The following is a 25,247-nucleotide window of genomic DNA, read 5'->3' as shown; positions in this document are numbered from 1 at the left end:
GTGGGCGAACTACTAATTAACAGTTTCGTAGATGTTTTTCAAATAGAGAATATACTATTTATTTTTCTAGGAGTGGCGACTGGTATCGTGTTTGGTTCATTACCGGGTTTAACCGCGACAGTCGGAGTAGCACTTATGCTCCCGGTTACATTCGGACTTACACCAACCACAGGGATGCTGTTACTACTTGGTGTTTATTGTGGGGGAATTTACGGAGGATCGATTACAGCCATACTCATTCGAACACCAGGAACACCAGCCTCAGCAGCGACTGTTATAGACGGTTATGAAATGGCTAAACAGGGAAAAGCTGGTATGGCATTACGTATAGCGCTCTTTGCTTCAGTAATTGCCGGGCTATTCAGTGCCTTAATATTATTATTTATTGGACCTCAAATTGCTAAATTTGCTCTTAATTTTGGACCTACTGAATTCTTTGCTTTAGCTTTGTTTGGCTTGACCATGATTGCAAGTGTAAGCGGTAAATCTATTATAAAAGGTATGATTATGGGGTTTTTAGGCTTATTTATATCCACTATTGGTATTGACCCTATTGATGGAATTCCTAGGGTATCGTTTAATAATGAATATTTGATGAGTGGTATTTCGTTAATTCCGGCTTTGGTTGGATTATTCGCGATTTCTGAAATTATAAATCGTGCTCAAACAGCCCATTTACCAAATACTCATGATGACAGAAATGTCGATACAAAACTACCATTTTCAAAAGTAAGACCTCATATGAAAACAATCCTTAAATCGAGTGGGATCGGTACATTTGTTGGGGCAATTCCTGGAACCGGAGCTGCTATTGCTTCGTTTCTTAGCTATAACGAAGCCTATAGAGTTTCAAAAAACAAAAAGCAGTTTGGAAAGGGATCTCTAGGTGGAATCGCTGCTTCAGAGGCAGGTAATAACGGTGTAACAGGCGCCACATTAATCCCTCTATTGACTTTAGGGATACCTGGCGATATGGTGACTGCAATTATGCTAGGTGCTTTGACGATGCAGGGATTAACTCCAGGACCACAGTTATTTACCAATCATGCAGATGTTGTTTATACGATTATGATTGGACTCCTAATTGTCAATATTGTCATGTTTATACAGGGTAGGTTAGCAATAAAATTGTTCGTTAAAATTACTGCTATACCGGTAAGTTTATTACTTCCTATATTGCTGGCTCTAAGTTTTATTGGTGCATATGGTGTAAACAATACATTATTCGATGTCAAACTTATGATGATATTTGGTGTAATAGGCTATATCATGCCAAAATTTGGGTTCCCAATTATACCTATGCTGCTTGGTATCGTATTAGGTCCTATTGCTGAGACTTCCTTTAGACAGGCATTACTTCTGTCAGATGGTAGCTGGATGATTTTTTTGACTAAACCAATTTCTGCAATATTTATTCTGATTGCTTTCCTATCTTTTTTGTTACCAATAGTAAAGCCATATTTTTCTAAAAAAGTAGAAAACAAGACTTAGGTGTAATTGATACCCATGGTAGATAAGGATTGCTAAATAGTTAGAGGGTGTGATTTTGAAGTATAACGTACAGTATTACAATGATATAAGGCATTATCTCTAAGAATCCAAAAAATCACAAGGAAATTTTTAGGAGGGTAAAAAATGTCAAAAGTAAAATCTGTTTGTTTATTAACATTATTAGTTGGTTTAGTGTTAATGCTTGTTGCATGTTCTGCAGGGGAGACTTCGTCTGAAAGTAATCAAATAGAACTAGAATTTGTTAACTGGGCGACAGCTGAAAAAGCAACGGAGGAAAAAATTAATAAAGTAATTGATGCGTTTGAGTCGGAAAATCCCAACATTAAAATTAAACCTGTAACGGTACCATTTTCAGAGATTCAAAATCAATTAACCGTTATGTCCAATGGTGGGAATGCACCGGATATTGCACAAGTGGATGCCAGCACAGGGGTAAGCTTAGCGGCAATGGGAGTACTGCAGCCTGTAGATGATCTTTTATCACAAGATTATGAATCAGATTTAATATCTTCTTATTATGATACCGGTCTCTATGAAGATAAACATTACCTTGTACCTTGGACTGGTGGAATTAATGGATTTTGGTACAATAAAAAAATTATGAAAGAAGCAGGACTTGATCCAAATAAACCACCAAAAACAATGGTAGAACTTGATTCAGCTATGGAAGCAGTTAAAAAGTTGCCAGATGTCATTCCGCTTCAATTTGACACTAGCCCAAGGGCATTTGCAGCTACATTTCAATGGTCTTTTATGGCTACAATTGATAAAATACCTTTCGATAATGAAAACGTCCAAGTAGACGAGTTGACCAAGTATGGTGAATGGCTGAGGAAACTAGTTGAAAAAGAATATACATTGCCCGGCAAAAAGTTAGGAGAATTTAGACCGCTTGCCGCTCAAAACCGACTTGCTTTTGCTTTTGACGCTCCTCTTTTTAAAGGGACAGTTCAAAGTTTTGATGACGCAATTACAGACGAGGTCTTTAATGAAACATGGGGCGTAACTACTTTGCCAGCCGGTGAGGACGGTAAATCTTATTCTGCAATAGGAGGTAGTGACCACTTTACTGCGGTTTTTGAAGATTCAGAGCATAAGAAAGAAGCAGTGAAATTTCTTGAGTTTCTTGCGAACAGTGATGTCGCATTAGAAGAATATGTTATGCCTATGGGGAATTTACCGGTTACATCAAGTGCAGCAGAACGCTTTCCAGAATTAAAAGAAAGCCCTCACATGAAGGTGTTTCTTAATGACATACTCCCCACTGCTATTGTACCACCGTTTGGTGCCGATTACGCAGATATGGCGACAACATTCGCAACGCAAATGCAAGAACTTATAACTACTAAAACTTCAATACAAGAAATACTAGATCAAATTCAAAAAGACCTTGATACAGTTACAGCAGATAATGAATAAATCCTACATTTAATTGGAGGTTATTATATGCCGAATAATAAGTTTAGGAAAAAGAAAAATAATGTTCAATTGAAGAATCGTGGGGGAAATCTCCACGATTCTTCAAAAACCGCGGTCATATTGTTGGCGCCTGGGCTGATTATAATGAGCTTTGTTATTCTTTATCCTTTGTTAAGAGCCTTTATTTTATCGTTTTATAATCGAGAACTAACCAAGCCTAATCAAAACTCTTTTGTCCTATTTGAAAATTTTCAGCGATTATTACATGATGATACATTTTGGACCACCGTAAAAAATACATTTACCTTTACTCTTACTACTGTATTCATAAGTGTAATTATCGCACTTGTTATAGCTATTGCATTAGACCAGTTACCCAAAAAATTCTCGGGGTTGCGGGGGTTAATTCTAATACCTTGGGTAATTCCAGGAATTGTTGTAGGATTTTTATTTTTGTATATGTTTGATTATGATGTGGGGATAATTAACTTTTTCCTGCAGAGGTTAGGAGTTATTGAAGAATACGTACCTTGGTTAATGGATGGAAATTTAGCTATGATTGCAATAATTGTAGCGCATGTGTGGAACCAAATTCCATTCCACACCTTAATGATTGCTGCTGGATTAAAAACAGTACCCAGAGATTTACAGGAGGCTGCCTTTGCAGAAGGAGCCAATAGGTGGCAAGAATTTTGGCATGTAACCCTTCCAAATATAAAAGGTATTCTAGTAATCAGTAGCCTGTTAATGTTAATAAGGAATTTTAATAATTTCCCAATAATTTTTACAATGACTGGCGGTGGGCCTGGAGAATCTACATTAACTTCGGTTCTTCATATTTATAAATTGGCTTTTGAAAAATTCCAACTCAGTTATGCGTCTGCCGTAGGAATGATATGGGTAGTTGTTCTCCTTGTCATGTCAATTGTTTATATCCGGCTGTTGCAAAAAGAATATTAATAGGGAGTGAAATAATTGATAAAACGAAAACATTCTTCATTATGGTATAGTGCTATGGCGATAATTGTAATTTTAACTTTATTATGGACATTATTTCCAATTTATTGGATGCTGGTGACAAGCTTAAAAAGGGATATGGACGTATTCGATGCAATACCTACTTTATGGCCAGAAGGTCTTAATATACAAAGCTATATAGAACTTATTAATGGAGAAAATCCAATTTACGGTTATTTTATTAATAGTGTCATAACCTCATTGGGAACTGTAGTAATTGCTATAATAGTAGCAACACTTGCGGGGTATGCATTGTCTCGCTTACGATTTAGATTTCGAAAATCTATCTTAATGAGTGTATTGGTAACGCAAATGTTTCCGCTTGTAGTATTGCTGATTCCAATTTATTTACTTTTTGTTCAGACTAACTTATTAAATACTTACTTAGGTTTGATTTTAGGATTTACTTCTTTTACTATCCCTTTTGGTATTTGGATGATAAAGGGATTTGTGGATTCGATACCAATTGAAATAGAAGAAGCCGCAATGATAGATGGATGCAGTAGATTTCAGATTATGAAAAAAATTGTAATACCTCTAATAGTACCAGGGATAGTTACTACAGGCATTTTTGCTTTTATGGACGCTTGGAATAACTTGTTATTTCCTTTGACGTTAATTAACGATGTTGGGATGAAAACGCTACCTCCGGGGATGATACTTTCCTTTGCTGGTCAGTTTAAACATGATTGGAGTGGAATGATGGCCGCGTCTACCATTGTTTGCATACCAGTAGTGATGGTATTTATTTTCTTACAGCGTTATCTAGTTGAAGGGTTGACAGGAGGATCTGTAAAAGGATAATTGTTTTTCGTTAAAAAATTTCTATACAAAACGAGGAGGTTTAATATGTTTAATTTGGTTCAACACATTCATACAAAATATGGGAAGCTTTTAATTACAAAAGAAACAATTAATTTGCAGCGTTATATTATAATTACGATGGAAATTCCCTGGAATTTAGGAAAACAGTTTTTTGAAGACAATCCACCTGAACAAGTTATCCTGGTGGATACACTGGATAAAGAAAAGCTTGACGAAATCAGTAAAACTTTAATTGATAATGTAGAAATAGTAGGGCTAGGAGGTGGAACAGCAATTGATGCAGCTAAGTACTTTGCCTATCAGCATGGGAAAATTCCTTTATTAGTCCCATCGATTACATCGACTAATGCTCCTTTTAGCGATTTTATTTCAATTAAAAGAAATGGCAGCGCTTTCGGGTTTAAGGTGGATGGCTATCCAAAAAGAATTTTAGTGGATTACGAACTGATTCGATTATCCGAACCACGATACAATCGTGCAGGTTATGGAGATTTTCTATATTTGCAAACAACGTTAAATGATTGGATGATAGCTTCTCAAAAAGGATTGACGAAAGATGTGGATCAAGAAATTAAAGAACAGATTGTCCAATTAGTTGATTCTATGACAAAACGTGCTGATGAGATCGGAGAGATGACTGAACAGGGCGTCCATTTATTAATGGAAAATATCAAGAATTCAGCTGAATTATATATCTTACATCCTGATAAACCAATTAGTGCTGGTTCTGAACACCTTTTTGCTTGGAATTTAGAATTAGTAACTGGAAAAACGTATGTTCACGGAGAAATTGTAGCACTGGGAATAGTTATAGCTTCATTTTTGCAGCAATTCTATATGAAAGATAGCCGTTATCATATGCTTTTAAAAGCGTTTGATGATGCTAGTGTACTTTATCGGCCGGATATTCTGGGGATCTCGTGGGAAGAGATAGAAGAAACACTGCTTACTGTTGAGACATATAATCGGAAAGTCAGAAATTTTCATACCGTCTTTGAATTTATTGATTGGACTCCAGAATTACTTGATCAATTGAAAAGATACCTTTCATTATGAGACTAGTGAAATAGTGAATTGTTCTGAACTTGTAATAAAGAAATATACTAACATTTGATCTAGGAACCAATGCAGAATGAGTACTGCAATGAGACTTTTTTAAAAGATAATCATAAATAGGTGTTTAATAGGTACGAAAGCTGTTAAAAACAATAGTTTAAAAGCAATTTAATAGCGTTTTCAAATCAACGATTTTAAATTTTAGCAAAGGGTGAATTGCTATGTTGAATTTTACACAAGAACAAAATCAGCTACAGGTACAAGAAGGTCAACTAGGGATAGCGTGGACAGGGCAGGCGGGTTTCGCTTTAATGGATTCTGATAACATAATTTATCATATTGACCCATACTTATCAAATGCTTGTTCAAAAACTATAGGTTACCACCGAATTATTCCAGCTCCTTCGGAAGCGAAAAATACAAAAGCTGATTTTATCCTATTTACGCATGAGCATAAAGATCATTTAGATCCTGATTCAGTACCTCTTATCTCACAATTTAATCCATCGTCAAAGCTAGTAGGGCCATCTTCATGTATAAAAATATTACGTGATATGAATATTTCTTCTACTAGACTTATAAAACTTGATAGAGGAGAAGGTATACAATTAGGTAATTTACAGTTACAAGCTGTAATGGCAATCCACACCAATGATAGTATTGGTTACGTAATTGATTTAAACGGGATAAAGTTTTATATCACTGGCGATACAACATACTCGGATGATCTTATTGGGGTTACAGATTGGGAGCTTGATATGATGATGGTATGTATAAATGGGAGACTTGGATGTATGAATATACCTGATGCAGCAAGGCTAACTGCCCATATTCAGCCCAAATATGCCATACCTATGCATTTTGGAATGTTTAAAGAAAACACCGCAAATCCAAAGGAATTCATAAGGCAAGTAGAGGCATATAGTGGGATTGTCAAGGGGTATATTATGAAACATGGACATTGGTATTTGTTTGATAAGAATGATGGATTTATAGCTAGAAATGATAATTTATGAGGAGGTTACTTCATGGAAATGAATAGATTGATGGGATGGATTTATCAATTTTGTAGATGGATTACTACCTTAGCTTACATAAATATTTTATGGATAACTTTCACCCTAATTGGAATAGTGTTTTTAGGTTTTTTTCCTGCTACCGTTGCAATGTTTACTGTTGTAAAAAAGTTAGTTATAGGAGAAACGAATATTCCTATTTCTAAAACGTTCTGGCAATCTTATCGGACGGAATTTTGGAAAATTAACTGCCTAGGGTTCATTCTTTTACTCATTGGTATTATTCTATATGTTGATTTAGCAATATTTTCTAATCGTGAACATTTTATTTATTTAGTGCACCGTGTTGGTTTAATCGCTATCTTTTTAATTTTTATGGTATTTTGTATGTTTATTTTTCCAATTTATACGCACTTTGATTTGAAGTTTTCCCAATATTTTAAAAGAACATTTGCCATTATTTTTCTTGTACCAATACGTTCATTAGGTATGATTCTATCAGCGATTGGTCTATATTTTGTAATGTTAAAATTACCTGGTTTAATACTCTTCTTTAGTGGAAGTGTTTTAAGTTTTGTTTGTACGTGGATTGCTTATAAAGCTATTTTGTCTTTACAGTATAGGTATGAAGAAACATTGTAAGGGAGTATATATCTTATGATGGATTGGAATTTTGGTCATGATCGGGTTATGTTAGGTTGAAAAAGGTGGGCGTGTCATGAAAATCATTAATTTAAAGTATAGAATCGTGTCAGTTCCTATTAATTTTTCAGTAATATCAAGTGTTAGAAAATCAAATAAGATTTATTTTGTTTTATTGGATGTGTACACGGATGATAATATTAATGGACTTTCCTATATTCAAGGATTTAATTTTCATGGTTCTAGTGCTATTATATCGTGCTTGAAAATGCTAAAAGAGTCTGTTATTGGTGAGGATCCATGTAATACAAATAAAGTATGGTACAAAATGTGGGATGACATAAGATTGTTTGGACATCAAGGATTAGCCACCTTTGCTCTTTCGATGATTGATATTGCCTTATGGGATATTAAAGCGAAGGCATTGGAAGTGCCAGTTTATCAACTTTTAGGTGGAAAACAGAGGGATAATCTGGTTGCCTATGCAAGTGATGCTTTATGGTTAGTTTCCCCAATTGAAGCAGCTAAGCAGGCAAGTCAACTTATTGATCAAGGGTTTACCGCAATAAAAATGAGACTAGGTCGCAGCAGCCAAAATGAAGATATAGAAGCTGTTAAAGAGGTTAGGAATGCAGTTGGTGAGCAAGTTGAAATTATAGCAGATGTAAACCAGGGATGGAATAGAGAACAAGTCATAAACGTCGCTACAAAAATTTCTCAATATCACATTAGTTGGCTTGAAGAACCCGTTGCTACAGATAATATGGAAGATTATAATTATTTGATCAAAGTTTTGGGTATTCCGATTGCGATGGGTGAAAATTTGTATGGGGTAAAGCCATTTCATCGATTTTTCGAAAAATGCCCAAAACCTATTTATACACCAGACTTACAACGAATTGGTGGTTTAACAGGTTGGACAAAATTATTTCCATTATTTGAATGCAATAATATGCCTTTTTCACTACATTTGTTCCCAGAATTTTCATCACAAATTTTTGCTTCTATTAATTATTCGAAGAAACTAGAGTGGATGAGTTGGGCTAGTCCATTGTTTGAAAAGCAAATAAGGTGTGAGCACGGGATTGTAAAAGTAAATGACGCCCCTGGGTTTGGATTGAGCTGGGATGAAAACTTCATTGCAAAGCATGAAGTCTATTAAATGATTCCATTGTTTTTATTCGATAAGAAGAAGGAAATTGTTTCTTTCTATGTATATATTTTATTTCTGCTGTGATTGATTATATAAAAGCCCCTAAAGATCATATCTTTATTTTTCCTTCGAAAAAAAATGAATCCCGCCATGTCCTGATAATGAACATGGTGGGACAAAACGGTTAAATTCATCCGAAACTGCGAAAGTTCATATGTTGGTTAAGGTTGCAAAAAGAGGCAGTATTATTGTCTGAAGCAAATGGTCAGCAAATAAGAAATGATACCGTTTTTGTCCTTTGCATTGGCCAGAAACTCAAAACGTGAATTGGTTGGTTTCCGGTGAGTTTAAAATCCCACCAACTGTACGTGCCACACTAAAAATAAAACCAGAGAAGACCCAAATATATAGTACCTGTCACGTGAAATTACTTTCCTGATTTCAAGCGGCAGGTATTTTGTTATAGAAGAATAAATGCTGTTGGTTAAAATTTTTTATAAATTTTTAGAATAATCTATCTGTATATAACATTACAATATTATATACATGTACTATAAATTTTAAACTGGACTGTCCACTAGGTCACAGAGTCAGTGAGGGGGATGAACATGCATTTGAAACCGATTAAAAAAAGAAAACGAGTCTATCAAGATATTATTGAACAAATTAAAACTGCAATTGAAGAAGAAGAGATTAAACCTGGTGAAAAGTTACCCTCAGAAAGGTATTTAGCAGAAACTTTAGGTGTTTCCAGAACTTCTGTAAAAGAAGCTATAACAGTTCTAGAGTCTACAGATGTGATTACAGTGCGTCCTGGAGTTGGAATGTTTTTAAATATGGAATCTCAAAAAGGGTTATTAAATAAGCTATCCCAAATAATTGCAGATAAACGGTCTGGTTTTAAAGATTTATTTGAGCTTAGACAGGCAATCGAGGTAGATGCTGCCTATTATGCAGCATCTAGGATAACTGAAGAACAAAAAGAAAAATTAACAAATGTGTATAAAAATCTTAAGGGCAATAAGAAGCAAGTTGAATTTGCTACTGAAGAGGATTATCAATTTCATTATACGATAGTTGAAATAGCTGATAATCATGTAATGTTGGAAGTTATGAATTTAATGGCTGATAGGATCTTACAAGGTTTGAAAGAGAGTAAGGAAAGTTCAATTAAAAGTGATGTATTAACTAATGAAGTAATGAAAGAACATGAAAATATATTTTTAGCCATTATGAACAATAATCCAGAAGAAGCAAAAAGAACAATGTGGGAGCATCATCAAGGTATTAAACAACGTCATTTTCAAAGCATTTTTAAAACTTGATTTAAAGAAATAGCTGCTAAACGGGTTTTTGTTGAAGAAATTGAATAATCTCGCAAAATCTTTTACTACAACTATGTTGGATTGAAAGGAGCGTATGCATGAAATTTACTACTTCGTATGGTGATACTGGTTTTAGTAGCTTTCTAAAAACTGCATTTCAACGTCACCTTGGGTTTGATGAACGTGATTTACAAAAACCAATTGTCGGAATATGCAATACATTTAGTGAAGTAAACCGGTGTCATAGTCATATTCAGCCGATGGTTAATGCAATTAAAAATGGTGTAATCGCTGCTGAAGGAACACCGCTTGAATTCCCAACAATTTCAATTGGGGAAATGTTTACGAGTCCAACGACAATGCTCTACCGTAACCTTGTAGCAATGGATACGGAAGAAATGATCAGGGCCCAACCAATTGACGGAGTAGTGTTGATTGGTGGCTGTGACAAGATGGCCCCTGCTCAATTAATGGGTGCTGCAAGCGCAAATAAACCAGCAATTCTATTTACTGGAGGACCAATGGCGAATGGAGAATATGATGGCAAAACCCTTGGAGCTTGTTCTGATTGCCGCTACTTTTGGCAGGAATATAAGGCGGAAACGATAGATGAAGCTGAATTAAATGAAATAAACGCCCAATTAGCTCCTACCGCAGGTCATTGTATGGTAATGGGATCAGCTAGTACAATCGCATCTTGTGCTGAGGCGCTTGGTATGATGCTACCTGGTAGTGCTGCTGCTCCTGCTACTGTAAACGAGCGTCTCCGTTTGGCCAAAAAAACCGGGGAACAGGCAGTCCAATTGGTGAAAGACGACATAAAACCATCTGATATTATGACTAAAGAGTCTTTTGAAAACGCTATCAAACTACTAATGGCTATAGGTGGTTCAACCAATGCGGTGATTCATTTGATTGCTATTGCTAAAAGGTTAAACATTACTATTGGTTTAGATGACTTTGACAAACTTAGTCAATCTACTCCTTTCATTGCTAACCTTAGGCCAGCAGGAAAGTATCAAATGCAAGAATTTTATCATGCCGGTGGTGTTCCTGCAGTACTTCATGAATTGTTACCGTTGCTTCATTCAAATGAAAGAACTGTAAATGGGCTTTCAATCCAAGAAAATGTAAAAAATATTAACGTAAAAGATAGTTACAGAGATGTTATCTATACACTAGATAATCCTCTTTATCATAAAGGGGGAATCAGGGTATTGAAAGGGAATTTGTCTCCAGATGGTTCACTTATTAAACCAAAAGCCGTAATAGATAAGTCACTATTAAATCACCGGGGGAAGGCTGTTGTATTTTCATCTATAGAAGATATGGAGAATCGGATACATTCTGATGATCTGGACGTAAATAAAGATAGTGTTTTAGTTTTACAAAACGCAGGTCCAGTTGGTGCTCCTGGTATGCCTGAAGCAGGTATGATTCCAATACCTCAGAAATTACTGAAAGAAGGAGTTCGTGATATGGTTCGTCTTTCTGATTGTCGTATGAGTGGTACAGCTTTTGGCACTGTTATTCTTCATGTTGCTCCCGAGGCCGCAATAGGTGGGCCTATCAGTTTAATACAAGATGGGGATGAGATTTCCTTAGATGTAAAAAACGGGAGATTAACATTACATGTAACGGATGATGAATTAACTATACGTAAAAATAATTTGACGCCTTTTGCAGATGAAACAAATTTAAGGGGATATACGAAAATGTATCGGGATCATGTATTACAGGCAAATGAAGGATGTGATTTTGATTTCCTATTGCCAGTTAAAAACAATTAAATCCATATCAATAGTTTGGTAGAATCACAACCTGTATTATTTTTGGAACCATATTCAGAAGATTGGTTTTATTTATGTTTATTGCTATTAAAAAATAGAGACTAAATATGCTTTTTCCATTAGATTACTTCTGCTTCGTTATTTATGAAGTAATCTATTGGAAATGGATGAGGAGGGAAAGGGATTCATGGCTGAAAATGGATTTCGAATTAATTGCTCAATAAAAAGAATAGATCAGTCAATTATCGAAGGATTTAAAGCTTTGCCTACTGCGAATATAGGTGATGTTATGGGAAGGTTTGGAGCGATGGATTACGCCATTAAATCTGTCAATAAGCCCGGTATCCATGTTGTCGGAAGTGCTTTCACCGTACAAACACATCCATCTGACAATTTAATGGTACATAAAGCGATGGATTTGGCACAGCCTGGTGATATTATCGTTATTGATGCTTGTGGGGACATGGGAAATGCAATCTTGGGAGAGATCATGTGTCATTATGCAAAATTTCGAGGAATTTCTGGCTATATAGTTGATGGACCAGTCCGTGATCTGAAACGTATTGCTGACATGGATTATCCTGTTTTTGCTAAAGGTGGAACTCCTAGGGGCCCATACAAAGAAGGACCCGGTGAAATAAATACGATTATTAGTTGTGGCGGGGTCGCTGTTAAACCTGGAGATATTATTGTTGGGGATGACGATGGAGTCGTTGTAGTTCCAAAAGAAGATGCAAAGCAGATTCTAAAGGAAGCGAATGCCCATGCTGAAAAAGAAGAAGAAATTATAACATCCATATATAAAGGGAAATGGGATCGAAGTTGGATAGATGAAACGTTAAACCAAAAAGGGTGTGTCATCTTTGATTAAGAAAGCAATTCGAGTTCCTCATAAAGTTCTTGAGACATTTATTACAGATATATTTATTGCTGCTGGGGTTGATGAAAGTGACGCGTTAATTGTTGCAAAGCATCTTGTCTTAGCAAACCTACGAGGGGTAGATTCCCATGGAGTGAGTCGAACAGATATTTATACAAGGCGATTAGACCGAGGAATTGTTAATAAAGTGGATGGCTCTTTTATAGAAAAGGAAACAAGCGCCAGTGCACTTATTGACGGAGAAAATAGTTTAGGAATAGTTTTAGCTACAAAAGGTATAAAGTTAGCTGTTGATAAAGCAAAACAATCGGGGATTGGGATAGTTGGAATCAAAAATTCAAATCATTGTGGGATGCTTGCTGATTATACTTCGTATGCAGCAAAAAATGATTGTGTATGTATAGCGGTAACCAATGCACCTGCCAATATGGCACCTTGGGGTGGTAAGGAACGTTTTTTTGGAACAAATCCATTTTCATACGGTATACCTGCAGGAAGGCATCAAAATATTGTTTTTGATATGGCAACGAGTAAGGTAGCGAGAGGCAAGATTTTATTAGCACAAAAAGATAACCAAAACATTCCAATTGGTTGGGCTATTACGAAAGAAGGAAAACCGACTCAGAATCCAAGTGAGGCAATTGATGGTTTGGTATTACCAGTAGGAGGACCAAAGGGTTACGGGCTTACATTTTTAGTAGAATCGTTATCTGCTATTTTTACTGGTGCTGCATTTGGACCACATATTGGAGATCTATATAGGGATTTATCGAAAACACAAAATGTTGGACAGTTTTTCCTTGTTTTTCGGGCAGATCTATTGCAAACACTAGATCAGTTTAAAAATAGAATAGATGAAATGATTGATAAAATTCGTGAGGTCCCCTTAATTGAGGGTGTTGAAAAGATTTATTTACCAGGAGAAATCGAGACTGAGAAACAGTTTGAAAGAGAGGTGAACGGCATTCCTTTATCTAAGGAAGTTGTAGATGAATTGTCACTAGTTGCACGACGGTACGGAGTAAAAACTATTTTTTAAGGAGGAAAGAATTGTGAAAACTAAATCAATTTTTCAGGCTCTAATCATGGTGGTCTTTAGTCTTGTATTACTTGTCGGTTGTAATGGAAATGAAGAATCATCTGCAAAAAATGGGAATGATCAGGAATCCTCCGGAGATTATCCTAACAAGCCTATTAATATCATTGTTGCGTATGCGGCTGGTGGAGGTACTGATACGGGTGCAAGAATATTGCAGCCATTTTTGGAAGAAGAACTTGGTGTATCTGTAAATATTATTAACAAGGCAGGGGGCGGAGGCTGGGTTGGTTGGGGCGAGCTAGCAAATGCTGAACCAGATGGTTATACTTTAGGATTTATTAATACTCCGAACCTTATGACAGGTTATTTGAACCCTAACATTGAACGTAAAGAAAATTTGAGCAGTTTTGTACCATTAGCAAATCAAGTATCAGACTTTGGTGCAATTGCAATTAATCCAGATGATGATCGCTTCTCGAACATAAAGGAATTGATTGAATATGCAAAAACACATGAATTAACAGCAACATCCACAGGTGTTGGAAGTGATGATCATTATGCATCATTAAAACTTAATGCAAAGTATGGTACGAAGTTTGTTCCAGTTCATAATAGTGGAGCAGCAGACAGTAAAGCACAAGTGTTAGGTGGGCACACGGATGTATTGTTTGCAAATGTAGGGGAAACATTTACTGCACACCAGAATGGCGAAATAAAAATTTTAGCAACAATGTCAGAAGAACGTTCAGAGTTCCTTCCTGATATTCCGACATTGGCAGAAGCAGGTTACCCAGATGTTTATTCCTGGTCAGCAAGGGGCTTAGCTGCACCGTCAGGGATCTCTGAAGAAAAAGTAGAAATTTTACGTGAAGCCCTAAAGAAAGCGATTACAAATCCGGATCACATTAAAAAAATGAAAGATATGGGCTTAGCAGTGAATTTCCAAGCAGGTCAAGCGTATATGGATCTACTAAAAAGCGACGAGGAAGATGTTAAGGAATTAATCGATTTAGTAGAGTGGTAAAAAGTATTGGTGACCGGACCATTGGTACGGTCACCCTTATAAAAAGGGAGGTTAACTTATGCAAAGGATTCATCAGGATATCTATGTATCCATCATCATGTTTCTTGTATCTATCTTTTTGTATATCCAAACGTTAGATATGAATGAGGATGCTGTAATGGCCCCTAGGTATCTTCTTTATTTACTTGTTTTCTTTGCTGTTTTGATAGTAATAGGTGGGATAAGGAAAACCAAGAAGATGAGAGCAGAAGTAGGTGATCATAATGAAATGTATGATGGTGAGGAAGAACCATTAACAGGAAAACTTCTGAAATCTCCAATGATTACGCTATTGGCGGTTATTGCGTATGCGGTCGTCATTAAATTTTTGGGGTTTTTCCCTGCAACGGTACTATTTATAGCTGGTTTTTTATGGGCTTTAAAGGTTAAAGATTGGAAGTCTTACGCTTTCACAATCGTAGGACTCAATCTGTTTATTTATCTGGTATTTATTTTACAATTGAACGTTCAACTGCCAAAGGGAATTTTGTTTGAGTAGGAGGGTAATGAAGTGAATGCAGAACTATTTTCGCAAGTGCTTGGTAATTTATTTACATTACAAACGATTTTAGCATTGTTTGCCGGGGTAGTAGGTGGAATCATTGTTGGCTCCCTTCCAGGACTGAGTGCAACAATGGCAGTGGCCCTACTAGTTCCTGTGACTTTCGGGCTTGAACCAGTGGCAGGCTTAACCATGTTGGCAGCTATATATACGGCAGCTCTGTACGGGGGGTCTATTTCTTCCATTCTCATTCATACTCCTGGAACTCCTGCTTCGGCGGCAACAGCTCTTGATGGTTATCAAATGACCAAGAAAGGGCTTGGTGCAAAAGCTATTGGTGTCTCAACGGTATCGTCAATGATTGGCGGTTTTATCAGTGCATTGTTTCTCTTATTTTTGGCACCACCGCTAGCGAAAATTTCTTTATGGTTTAGTTCTCCTGAGTACTTTTTAATTGCCATATTCGGATTAACGATTATTGGTAGTCTTGCTGGGAAGTCGATGGCAAAAGGTTTGGCATCGGGCGTTATTGGGTTGCTTATTGGTACAGTTGGGATTGATATATTAACAGGATACCCTCGGTTTACGTTTGGAAGTACAACGTTACAGGGTGGTGTGGCTATGGTACCGGCGATGATTGGATTATTCTCTTTATCACAAGTAATGATGCAAAGGGAGCCCAAAACGAAACAAAAAAAATTAAAAAAGGCATCGATTTCAGGTAGAGTACTCCCGACAATGAAGGAGTTTAAACGTATTTTCAAAACAATAATACGTTCATCTGGAATTGGAACGTTTGTAGGGATGCTCCCCGGTGCAGGCGGGGACATTGGTTCATGGGTTGGCTATAATGAAGCGAAAAGATTCTCGAAAAATAAGGATAAGTTTGGGACTGGAATCATTGAGGGAGTTGCCGCACCGGAATCTGCTAATAATGCCGTAACTGGTGGAGCATTGATTCCATTACTCACATTAGGTATCCCCGGAAGCTCAACAACAGCTGTCCTACTTGGAGGATTGTTAATTCAAGGTCTTCAACCAGGGCATCAATTATTTACGACACATGCAGGCGTTACGTACTCTGTTATTTTTGGCTTTTTATTAGCAAATATATTAATGGGGATCATTGGCTTGTTAGGTGCAAAGTTTTTTGTGAAGGCATCTAGTATTTCGGATAAAATTTTAGGTCCAATTATTGTTGCATTATGTATTGTTGGAGCTTATGCAATAAACAATAATTTCTTTGATGTATGGGTAATGGTGTTCTTCGGTTTTATCGGGTATCTAATGCGCAAAATTGGATTTCATCCTGCACCTGTTATCTTGGGGATGATCTTGGGTCCAATTGCAGAGAAAGGATTTCGACAATCATTAGTTCTTGCTAAGGGGGATTTACTTTCTTACTATTTTACCCGTCCAATATGTTTAATTTTAATCATCCTGATCCTTCTATCTGTGCTTACTCCTATGGTTACAAAACTAATGAAAAAAAGAAAGGAACAAAAAATGAATCTAGGTGATGAGGAAAATTTAGCTTAGATATGGAGGGGAATATAAAAATGACAAGTAAGAAAATACTTTATTTCGACCAAGTGTTTGATAGTTTAAAACAACTTTTGGTTGAAAATAAACCTGATGGATTTGATTTATTGTTTTGGGAAGAGATGAGTGAGACTGAACAACAAGAGAATCTATTAACAGCTGATTATTTACTAGTTGCAACAAAATATCTTGATGAAGCCATTTTTTCTAAAGCAAAAAATGCAAAACTTGTTCAAAAAACTGGGATTGGTGTGGATAACTTTAATTTAGAAGATGCTAAAAAATACAATCTGCCAGTAGCGAATACTCCAGGAGCAAATGCTAGAGGAGTTTCTGAGCTTACAATTTTACTAATTCTAGCTTTATATCGAAAACTTCCACTTATAAATGAAAAAACAAAGTTAGGGGATTGGCCAATGTGGGAATTTCGACCTTCCTCCTACGAAATGAGTGGAAAAACCCATGGATTTATTGGGTTTGGAAATATTGGCCAAGAAGCAGCTCGACGTTCTAAGGCATTCGAAACAAAAGTAGTTTATTATGATAAATTTCGGGCGCCTTTAGAGATTGAAAAGGAATTGGATGCAACTTTTTTATCAATAGAGCAGATTTTGAAGTCATCAGATATTGTAAGTCTTCATATTCCTCTTTTGTCTGAAACAAAGGGGTTAATTGGAGAGAAAGAGCTACAAATGATGAAATCCAATGCGGTATTGATCAATGTTTCAAGAGGAGGCATTGTTGAAGAATCCGCTTTATTTAAAGCATTAACAAATAATGTTATTGCTGGTGCGGGAATTGACGTTTGGGAATCTGAACCGACTGAAATAAATAATCCCTTGCTTACGTTAGATAATGTTATTGCCACTCCTCACGTCGGGGCAGGGACAAGAGATACTCTCAATCGTGTCTTCAAAATGGCGTTTGAAAACATAGAAAGAGTTGAAAATGGTGATGTTCCACAACATGTTGTGAATGGGGTACAATACGCTAGATTACTATAGTGGAAATTTAGAATCATACGATGATTTGCTAAGAAATTACTTGTATCAATTACATTTCAAAATGTTAAATACAATATGTTGAAAAGGGGTATTGTTATGAAGATTACAAGGGTAACGACACAATGGGTAAGAATCCCGTTAGAACGTCCTGTAGGGTGGTCGATTAAGACCCTAACACATCGTGAACACCTCTTAGTAAGAATTCAATCTGATGAAGGAATTGAAGGTGTTGGATTTTGTCTTCAAGATGTGAGTGGGGGTGCGGCTAAAGCTGCAATGGATGAATTACTAGTACCAATGTTAGTTGGGGAGGATCCAAGGGATATTGCAAAGATTTGGGATAAGTTATATTTCCAAACAGTCCGGGCAGGTAGAAGAGGAAATCTCTTACATGCGCTTTCTGCTATTGATATTGCGCTTTGGGATCACCAAGCGAAATTAAGTAAAATGCCACTTTATAAACTGCTTGGGGCTAGTAGAGAAGAAGTACCTTGTTATGCGTCTGGTGGCTACTATTATGAAGGATTAGAAGTTTTTACAAAGCTTCAGGAAGAAGTAGAGGGGTATATGGACAAAGGGTTCAACGCTGTTAAGATGAAGGTTGGCAGACTCGCCAATGCTCAAGAAGCTAAGCGTGTAAAACTAGTACGAGATGTCATTGGTCCAGATGTTAAATTAATGATTGATGCTAATCAATCTTTCTTAGATGTTAATGCATGCTTAGACCTTTGTAAACGTGTGGAAGAATATGACATTACTTTCTTTGAAGAACCACTGCCAATGGATTTTTTTGAAGGTTATATACGATTAAAAAACCAAACTTCTATTCCACTAGCTACTGGAGAAATTGGAGCGACCCGTTGGGAATTCCAACAGTTTATTAAGGATCGTTCCCTAAATTATGTCCAACCAGATGCAACACAATGTGGAGGTGTTTCGGAATGGATGAAAATTGCAAGTTTGGCAAGCACCCAAGGAGTATCTATCGCTCCACATTATCATTGGGATATTCATGTACAATTGGGGTGCGTTTCCAGGGAAGTATCAATCTTAGAAAAGTTTAACGGTACAAATGTCAAAAACTTTGATCTCATTATGCATAATCCTATGGAAGTGACTAGTCGTGGAACACTGAAACCTCATGAAGGAGATGGGCTTGGGATAGAATGGAATGAGAATGCTATTAAGAAATACTTAGTTGATGAAAAAGTTCACGATATAGCTGTGAAAGTATAGTGGGTATCATTAACAAAAATGGGATTGCACAAATAGGGAGGTGGAATCCGTATGGAAATAGGTCTTAAACAGAAAATAGGGCTGGTTCGTTATCTTCCTATCGTAGAAGCAGTAGAAAGGCTCTTGATGAAGGGTGAGCCTGCATTAATTGCAGTAGATGGCCGTTGTGGCAGTGGAAAAAGCACTTTGGCAGCCTTCTTGGCGAAAGTGTTTGACTGTAATGTATTTCATATGGATGACTTCTTTCTTCCGTTCGAAATGAAAACAAGGGAACGAATGGCACAGCCAGGCGGAAATATACATTACGAGAGATTCCGGGAAGAAGTGCTTATTCCCTTGCAATCTCGTGAAACTGTAAGTTATCGTCCGTATGATTGTACCATACAATCTTTGACTGAGCCCATTTTTGTAGAGCTAAAGAAGCTTGCTATCGTTGAGGGTGTATATGCTATGCATCCTATTCTTCAGCAGGATTATGACTACAGTATATTTTTAACAGTGGATTCACAAGTTCAAGAGGAGCGAATCCTTAAACGTAACGGAGAAGCAATGTATCAAAGGTTCGTTAATCAATGGATTCCCCTGGAGGAGGATTATTTCTCAGAACTAAATATCAAATCCAAATGTGACCTTGTGTTTGATACAACCTTACTGTGGGAATAGATACATTTTGTTGTGACTATAAGATTCTAAAATAACATGAGGAGATCCTATATGAGGTATATTCATACTAGAAGTATTGTTTTTACTTCCCTGTGTATTGCCATTGGACTGTTATTGCCACAGATTGTAAAAATGATACCGATGGCTTACCCAGGTTCAGTTTTATTACCCATGCACATTCCAGTACTAATTTGTGGATTCCTTTGTGGCTGGCGTTTAGGTGGTTTATGCGGTATGACGTTGCCTCTATTAGCATCCATTCTAACTGGAATGCCTCCAATCTTTCCTATAGGTATAGCAATGATATTTGAATTGGGTACCTATGGTGCTTTAACCGGTATTTTGTATCACTATACTAATGGTAAAATTTTAATCAGTATATTGGGGGCAATGCTTGGTGGCAGAATTGTGTTGGGTATTGTAAACATTTTTCTTTTTAACCTAGCCAACAATCCATATGGTTTAGCAGTGTTTTTTACCTCTGCATTTGTTACGGCATTACCAGGTATTATCATCCAACTTATTCTAGTTCCTGCTAGTATACAAGCATTGGAAAAGTCTAGACTTATAGCCAAATAAGCCAGATAGGGAAACTTTTAGTGAAAATGAACTTGGTTGGCAATTGAAAGGGAGGTGGGAAAAAAGTGTACTTATATGAAATTGAACAAATATTCAATGGGGAAAAACTGAATGATTTAAAAAATACAATCAGGATAGAGTTGCAAAGGAATGAAAAGCTAAATTCGCTTCCTAAAGATGCTGAAGTTGCTATAACAGCAGGTAGTAGAGGCATTGAAAATATCGTAACAATTCTTAAGGAAGTTGTTAGTTACTTGAAAGAAAAGGGACTCAAGCCATTTATTGTTCCTGCGATGGGAAGTCATGGCGGTGCTACCTCAGAAGGACAGGTTGAAATCCTTCGTCATCTTGGGATAACGGAGGAATCTGTTAAAGCTCCCATTCGCTCTTCAATGGAAGTCTTAAAGATTGGAACTACCCCAGATAATTTGCCTGTGTACATGGATAAGTTTGCCTACCAGGCTGATGCTATTATCGTTATCAATCGAATTAAAGTTCATACTGCCTTTCGTGGAAAAGTAGAGAGTGGTTTAAGTAAAATGGTTACCATTGGACTCGGTAAACAAAAAGGAGCAAGCTTCGTTCATGGGCAAGGTGCAAATAAGATGGAACACAATATTATTGAGGTTTCAAAGTATGCACTTGAACATGCTCCTATCTGCATGGGGCTTGCTATTGTTGAAAATGGGTATGACCAAACGTCCGTCATTAAAGGTATTAATGTTGAAAGTTGGCATGAGCAAGAGGCGAATTTATTAAAGCATTCAAAACAACTGATGCCTTCCATACCAATAAAGGATGTTGATGTACTGATAGTCGAAGAAATGGGGAAATGTTTCAGTGGAACTGGAATGGATCCGAATATTATTGGACGTTGGCGAATCGAAGGTGTACCTGAACCGGTAGAGCCGAATATTAAACGTATTGTTGTGTTAGACTTAGCTGATAAATCTTATGGGAATGCACAAGGTGTTGGGTTGGCTGATTTTACAACGGAAAAATTGATAGAAAAAATAGATAGAAAATCCACCTATATGAATGCAATTACAGCAACATACCTACAGAGGGCCATGTTTCCGCTATTCTACGAATCGGAACAGAAAGCAATAGAATCTGCTCTCTTAAGTTTAGGCCCGGAAGTAGATAGAGAAGAAATAACTCTTATCCAAATAGCTAATACGCTTCACCTTAGTCGACTATATATTTCGAAATCTGTATTAGATAAACTTGAGAATAATATAGATTATAAGGTTATTAGAAAGATAAAAATGGATTTTGAAAAGGAACAATTACAATACAAAATATCTGAAAATTAAGTTATAATATAAATTAAATGCACAAAGGAGAGTAGGACAAATATGCGTTTGGCAACGATAAAACATAACGGTTCTGAAATAGCAGCAATTGTCTTGAATGAAAAGGTTTATTTACTAGATAGGGTGAATGAATCATTAGGTGGAAAATGGAAAACGAACTTGTTAGAGCTTATTCGATCTGGTCAGTTAGCTGAACTTAGTGCTTGGTATGAAAATCAAGGAATGCAGGAGCTTGAAAAAGTAGATTATATGGACAGTGAACTGGTTACATATGCTCCTTTATATCGTCATCCTCGTAAGATTTGGGGAATTGGGCTTAATTATGTCGAACATGCATCCGATCTTAGTGAAAAAGCTCCAAATACAGAGCCTGCTAGTTTTATGAAACCAGATACATCAATAATTGGCCAGAATGATGTAATTAAAATTCCAAATCAATCAGAGCGTACGACAGCTGAAGCAGAGCTTGGAATTGTTATTGGAAAAGAGTGTAAAGACGTTTCAGAAGAAGATGCAATAAATTATGTAGCTGGTTATACAACGGTTATCGATATGACAGCAGAAGATATTTTACAAAAAAACCCACGGTATTTAACACGTTCAAAAAGTTTTGATACATTCTTTAGCTTTGGACCACATCTCGTAACGACTAATGAAATTGAGGATGTCAATGCTTTAGAAGTATCTACAATTATAAATAGCAAGCTTCATCGAAAAAATGTTGTTTCTAATATGACATTTCTGCCATGGAATCTCGTATCCTTTCATTCAAAAGTAATGACGTTACTTCCTGGTGATATTATTTCTACTGGTACCCCTGGTGCTGTAGTTATTAGGAACGGAGATGTTGTTTCGTGTGAAATTGAAGGTTTTACACCACTTGTGAATTCGGTAAAAGATTTAAAGGTTGAAAAATAAAGGAGGTTATTCGTTTTGGATTTACAATTACAAGGGAAATCAGTTGTCGTAACAGCAGGAAGTAAAGGCTTAGGGAAAGGTACAGCACTACAATTTGCAAAAGAAGGTGCGCATGTTCTTATTTCCAGCCGTAATAAAGAAACCTTAAAAGAAGCGGTGGAAGAAATTAAAATGGAGAGTGGAAACGAACATGTTCGTTACACGGTTTGTGATATCACGAATCCTGAATCAATCAAACAATTAGTCGCAACGGCTGTTGAGTGGAATGGGAAGGTTGATATCTTAATTAATAACGCTGGTGGTCCACCAGCAGGGGGATTTGACAAATTTTCTGATGAAGATTGGCAAAAAGCATATGAATTGAATTTATTAAGTTTTATCCGTTTAATTCGTGAGGTACTACCGCATATGCGAAAAACCGGTGAAGGAAAGATTGTTAATTTTGCATCGTCGTCTATTAAACAAACACTAGATAATTTAATTTTATCCAATACATTTCGCGCTGGAATTGTAGGTTTATCAAAAAGCTTATCCCAAGAACTAGCAAAGGATAATATTATGGTAAATACAGTTGGTCCTGGCCGTATTGCAACAGATAGAGTTGCTGAATTAGATCAAATAAGAGCTGATAAAACAGGTGTTTCTTATGAGCAATTACGTGAACAAACGGAACAATCAATTCCAATAGGCAGATATGGCCGTCCTGATGAATTTGCTAAAATGGTAGTTTTCCTATCATCAGGTGCGAACACGTATATAACCGGACAATCGTTTGTCGTGGATGGTGGACTTGTAAAGGCGTTATAATTGAAAAATGCTGAATAGTTACTGGTTAATTGTTGATAATATTTTTCCTCTTGTCTAGGATAGTATAAAATTTGAATACTGTGGGTAACTGAACAACAGTATCAGCGACGTCCAGCTCCAATCTATACACATTAAAAAACTGCCTTTCTTGCGCATAATACGTAAGAAAGGCAGTTTATCAATATCTCTAACAACTAATCTCTTTACAACCCAATAACCTTATCAATTGCTTCTTCTTCAGACCTTGAAATAGTAAATAAAAGGCTACCAACTACACATATAATCAGGTTAACGAATAACCCCCAAAGTCCGCTGAATATGCCAAATGGTGTAAAATTTGCAAATGTCATTGTAGTAGCAAGAATTGTACCAGCAACCATTCCGACAAAAACGGATTTGGTATGTAGCTGTTTCCAGTACAGTCCAAGAATAAAGGCTGGTGCAATTTGGACGAGTAATTCAAATTTGAGAACAAATATCTGGTATAATGTTGCAGGAGGATACCAAGCTATTATTAATAGTATTCCAGTTGCAACAATACCGGCAACTTTTCCAACGAAAATCTGTTTATGTTCTGTTGCTTTTGGATTAATATATCTTCCGTATAAATCTTTTGAAATGACTGAGGAAAAAGTTAATAATACGGAGTCAGCAGTTGAAATAATAGCAGCAATAATTCCACCGAATAACAGTATCATTGCCCAATAGAAAAATACATTCTCCGACGCAATAGCATTCGCCATCATCCCAACCAGTTGTTCAGATTCCATTTCATTCAAGTTTGGAAATGCACTGACTCCGATAATTCCAACCAACAAGATTACTCCAGTGGTAAGGAAAGGCATCCATGCCATACCAATCAATGAATTTTTTAATGTCTTTTCATTTTTCGCGGAAAAAATCCGTTGAATGGCATGAGGGTAAATGGATGCTCCAATCAGTACAAGGGCTAGCATACTGAACCAACCGACTAATCCATTTGTTGCCGGAACACCTAGTTTCTCAGGTGTAAAAGTTGCCATGTAATCCGCAGTTGATGGCAGCCCGCCAAAATAGAGGATTGATCCTATAACTAGTATGAATACACCAAAGAGAAGAGCAATTCCCTGCATTGTATCTGTATAAGCTACCGAACGCATACCACCTAGCCAGCTGTAGATAAGCATAATCACGATGAAAAAGATTACACAAATTTGATATGGTACAGTACCACCAGTTAGTCCTGAAACACCTTGTCCGACAGCTACAAGTTGTTCCAAAAGGTAGTTACCTAAGCCATATAGCATAAGAAAGGAACCTAAAATGGTAATACCTTTTGACCGGAAACGCTTAGCAAGCCAGTCTGATGGTGTAACGAAATTATATTTTCTGCTAAGTACATATAACCTTGGAGCGAACAATAAATATCCAACCATGACTAGAATCATGAATGTGATAGATTGTAACCATTCGAAGCCAATTCTATACCCTTGAGGAGCGTATCCTATAATAGTATTACCGCTGTATTGGGTAGCATAGAATGTGAAAAAAAGGACCATCACACCTAAGCCTCTTCCGCCTAAGTAGTATTCTTGGTTACTTTCTCGGATATTTTTATTTTTAAAAAACGTAATCAATCCGATTGATAACATGATGAGCCCATACACCACTATTATTAGAACGCCAGACCAACCACCAAAAGCTAAATCTCCTGTCATTGCTCATCCTCCTTATAATTCGAATCTTCTTCCTCCGTTATCCATAAGTATTTAATCGCATACGTAATGGTTGCTGAAAAAGCTACTGATACAAGAATTATGATCCAACCCCAATATGGTATTCCTAGAAATAACGGCTTATAACTGCCTTCAGGTAAATACCAGGGGACACTTAACAGAAATAAAACACCAAAAACAATCCATAACTTTCCGTTCTTAATTGGTTCCTTTTTGAATTTTAACATT

At 36.6% G+C, this 25,247-nt stretch carries 24 protein-coding genes; 22 read left to right on the top strand and 2 right to left on the bottom strand.

Going from position 1 to position 25,247, the window contains the following annotated elements; genetic code table 11:
- From CS937_RS03055 to CS937_RS02950, 22 genes are all read left to right on the top strand, one after another.
- The gene (locus tag CS937_RS03055) at positions 1-1,491 is read left to right on the top strand and encodes a tripartite tricarboxylate transporter permease (RefSeq protein WP_099157012.1); all 1,491 of its coding nucleotides are present in this window, start codon (positions 1-3) and stop codon (positions 1,489-1,491) included.
- Positions 1,492-1,635: 144 nt separating this feature from the next.
- Positions 1,636-2,931, top strand: a complete 1,296-nt coding sequence (locus CS937_RS03050) for an ABC transporter substrate-binding protein (protein WP_099157011.1) — start codon at positions 1,636-1,638, stop codon at positions 2,929-2,931.
- Between the two features lie 27 nt (positions 2,932-2,958).
- On the top strand, positions 2,959-3,891 hold the full coding sequence (locus CS937_RS03045; protein WP_099157010.1) for a carbohydrate ABC transporter permease: 933 nt from the start codon (positions 2,959-2,961) through the stop codon (positions 3,889-3,891).
- A gap of 15 nt (positions 3,892-3,906) precedes the next feature.
- Positions 3,907-4,752 (top strand): carbohydrate ABC transporter permease, encoded by an 846-nt coding sequence (locus CS937_RS03040; protein WP_218012835.1) that lies wholly within the window; start codon positions 3,907-3,909, stop codon positions 4,750-4,752.
- A 45-nt stretch (positions 4,753-4,797) separates the two neighbouring features.
- On the top strand, positions 4,798-5,829 hold the full coding sequence (locus tag CS937_RS03035; RefSeq protein ID WP_099157009.1) for an iron-containing alcohol dehydrogenase: 1,032 nt from the start codon (positions 4,798-4,800) through the stop codon (positions 5,827-5,829).
- A gap of 221 nt (positions 5,830-6,050) precedes the next feature.
- Positions 6,051-6,845 carry an MBL fold metallo-hydrolase gene (locus CS937_RS03030; protein WP_099157008.1) on the top strand — a complete coding sequence of 265 codons (795 nt, stop codon included), beginning with the start codon at positions 6,051-6,053 and terminating at the stop codon, positions 6,843-6,845.
- 12 nt (positions 6,846-6,857) lie between these two features.
- Positions 6,858-7,487, top strand: a complete 630-nt coding sequence (locus CS937_RS03025) for a YesL family protein (protein ID WP_099157007.1) — start codon at positions 6,858-6,860, stop codon at positions 7,485-7,487.
- Positions 7,488-7,563: 76 nt separating this feature from the next.
- On the top strand, positions 7,564-8,649 hold the full coding sequence (locus CS937_RS03020) for a mandelate racemase/muconate lactonizing enzyme family protein (protein WP_099157006.1): 1,086 nt from the start codon (positions 7,564-7,566) through the stop codon (positions 8,647-8,649).
- A 599-nt stretch (positions 8,650-9,248) separates the two neighbouring features.
- Positions 9,249-9,965 (top strand): FadR/GntR family transcriptional regulator, encoded by a 717-nt coding sequence (locus CS937_RS03015; RefSeq protein WP_099157005.1) that lies wholly within the window; start codon positions 9,249-9,251, stop codon positions 9,963-9,965.
- A gap of 98 nt (positions 9,966-10,063) precedes the next feature.
- Positions 10,064-11,755: a dihydroxy-acid dehydratase gene (locus CS937_RS03010; protein ID WP_099157004.1), complete on the top strand. Its 1,692-nt coding sequence runs from the start codon at positions 10,064-10,066 to the stop codon at positions 11,753-11,755.
- A 187-nt stretch (positions 11,756-11,942) separates the two neighbouring features.
- Positions 11,943-12,626 (top strand): RraA family protein, encoded by a 684-nt coding sequence (locus tag CS937_RS03005; protein ID WP_099157003.1) that lies wholly within the window; start codon positions 11,943-11,945, stop codon positions 12,624-12,626.
- Entirely contained in the window at positions 12,619-13,674 is a 1,056-nt protein-coding gene (locus CS937_RS03000) for an Ldh family oxidoreductase (protein ID WP_176555727.1), read from the top strand. The genes CS937_RS03005 and CS937_RS03000 overlap by 8 nt, the downstream gene beginning before the upstream one ends.
- Positions 13,675-13,687: 13 nt before the next feature.
- A complete protein-coding gene (locus CS937_RS02995) occupies positions 13,688-14,698 on the top strand; it encodes a tripartite tricarboxylate transporter substrate binding protein (protein ID WP_099157001.1) in 1,011 nt (336 codons plus the stop codon).
- Positions 14,699-14,756: 58 nt separating this feature from the next.
- Positions 14,757-15,236 carry a tripartite tricarboxylate transporter TctB family protein gene (locus CS937_RS02990; protein WP_099157000.1) on the top strand — a complete coding sequence of 160 codons (480 nt, stop codon included), beginning with the start codon at positions 14,757-14,759 and terminating at the stop codon, positions 15,234-15,236.
- A gap of 12 nt (positions 15,237-15,248) precedes the next feature.
- Positions 15,249-16,778: a tripartite tricarboxylate transporter permease gene (locus CS937_RS02985; protein WP_218012834.1), complete on the top strand. Its 1,530-nt coding sequence runs from the start codon at positions 15,249-15,251 to the stop codon at positions 16,776-16,778.
- Between the two features lie 20 nt (positions 16,779-16,798).
- A complete protein-coding gene (locus CS937_RS02980; RefSeq protein ID WP_176555726.1) occupies positions 16,799-17,785 on the top strand; it encodes a 2-hydroxyacid dehydrogenase in 987 nt (328 codons plus the stop codon).
- A gap of 96 nt (positions 17,786-17,881) precedes the next feature.
- Positions 17,882-19,021, top strand: a complete 1,140-nt coding sequence (locus CS937_RS02975; protein WP_176555725.1) for a mandelate racemase/muconate lactonizing enzyme family protein — start codon at positions 17,882-17,884, stop codon at positions 19,019-19,021.
- Between the two features lie 51 nt (positions 19,022-19,072).
- Positions 19,073-19,684, top strand: coding sequence for a uridine kinase family protein (locus CS937_RS02970; RefSeq protein ID WP_218012833.1), 612 nt, complete (start codon positions 19,073-19,075; stop codon positions 19,682-19,684).
- Between the two features lie 51 nt (positions 19,685-19,735).
- Positions 19,736-20,263, top strand: a complete 528-nt coding sequence (locus CS937_RS02965) for an ECF transporter S component (protein ID WP_099156997.1) — start codon at positions 19,736-19,738, stop codon at positions 20,261-20,263.
- A 65-nt stretch (positions 20,264-20,328) separates the two neighbouring features.
- Positions 20,329-21,579, top strand: a complete 1,251-nt coding sequence (locus CS937_RS02960) for a nickel pincer cofactor-dependent isomerase, group 22 (RefSeq protein WP_099156996.1) — start codon at positions 20,329-20,331, stop codon at positions 21,577-21,579.
- A 42-nt stretch (positions 21,580-21,621) separates the two neighbouring features.
- Complete coding sequence (locus CS937_RS02955; RefSeq protein ID WP_099156995.1) at positions 21,622-22,497, top strand: fumarylacetoacetate hydrolase family protein; 876 nt, start codon at positions 21,622-21,624, stop codon at positions 22,495-22,497.
- Positions 22,498-22,512: 15 nt separating this feature from the next.
- Complete coding sequence (locus CS937_RS02950; protein WP_099156994.1) at positions 22,513-23,304, top strand: SDR family oxidoreductase; 792 nt, start codon at positions 22,513-22,515, stop codon at positions 23,302-23,304.
- 203 nt (positions 23,305-23,507) lie between these two features.
- On the opposite strand, the gene CS937_RS02945 is transcribed toward CS937_RS02950, so the two are convergent.
- Together CS937_RS02945 and CS937_RS02940 are read right to left on the bottom strand one after the other, a co-directional pair.
- A complete protein-coding gene (locus CS937_RS02945) occupies positions 23,508-25,001 on the bottom strand; it encodes a sodium:solute symporter family protein (protein WP_099156993.1) in 1,494 nt (497 codons plus the stop codon).
- A complete protein-coding gene (locus CS937_RS02940) occupies positions 24,998-25,246 on the bottom strand; it encodes a hypothetical protein (RefSeq protein WP_099156992.1) in 249 nt (82 codons plus the stop codon). Before CS937_RS02940 ends, CS937_RS02945 begins: the two co-directional genes overlap by 4 nt.
- Between the last annotated feature and the right edge of the window lies 1 nt (position 25,247).

Origin of the sequence: Virgibacillus ndiopensis (genome assembly GCF_900187325.1) — a bacterium.
Taxonomy (GTDB): Bacteria; Bacillota; Bacilli; order Bacillales; family Amphibacillaceae; genus Virgibacillus_E; species Virgibacillus_E ndiopensis.
Note: the sequence above shows the minus strand (reverse complement) of the source record. Positions and strands in the feature narration are given on the sequence as shown.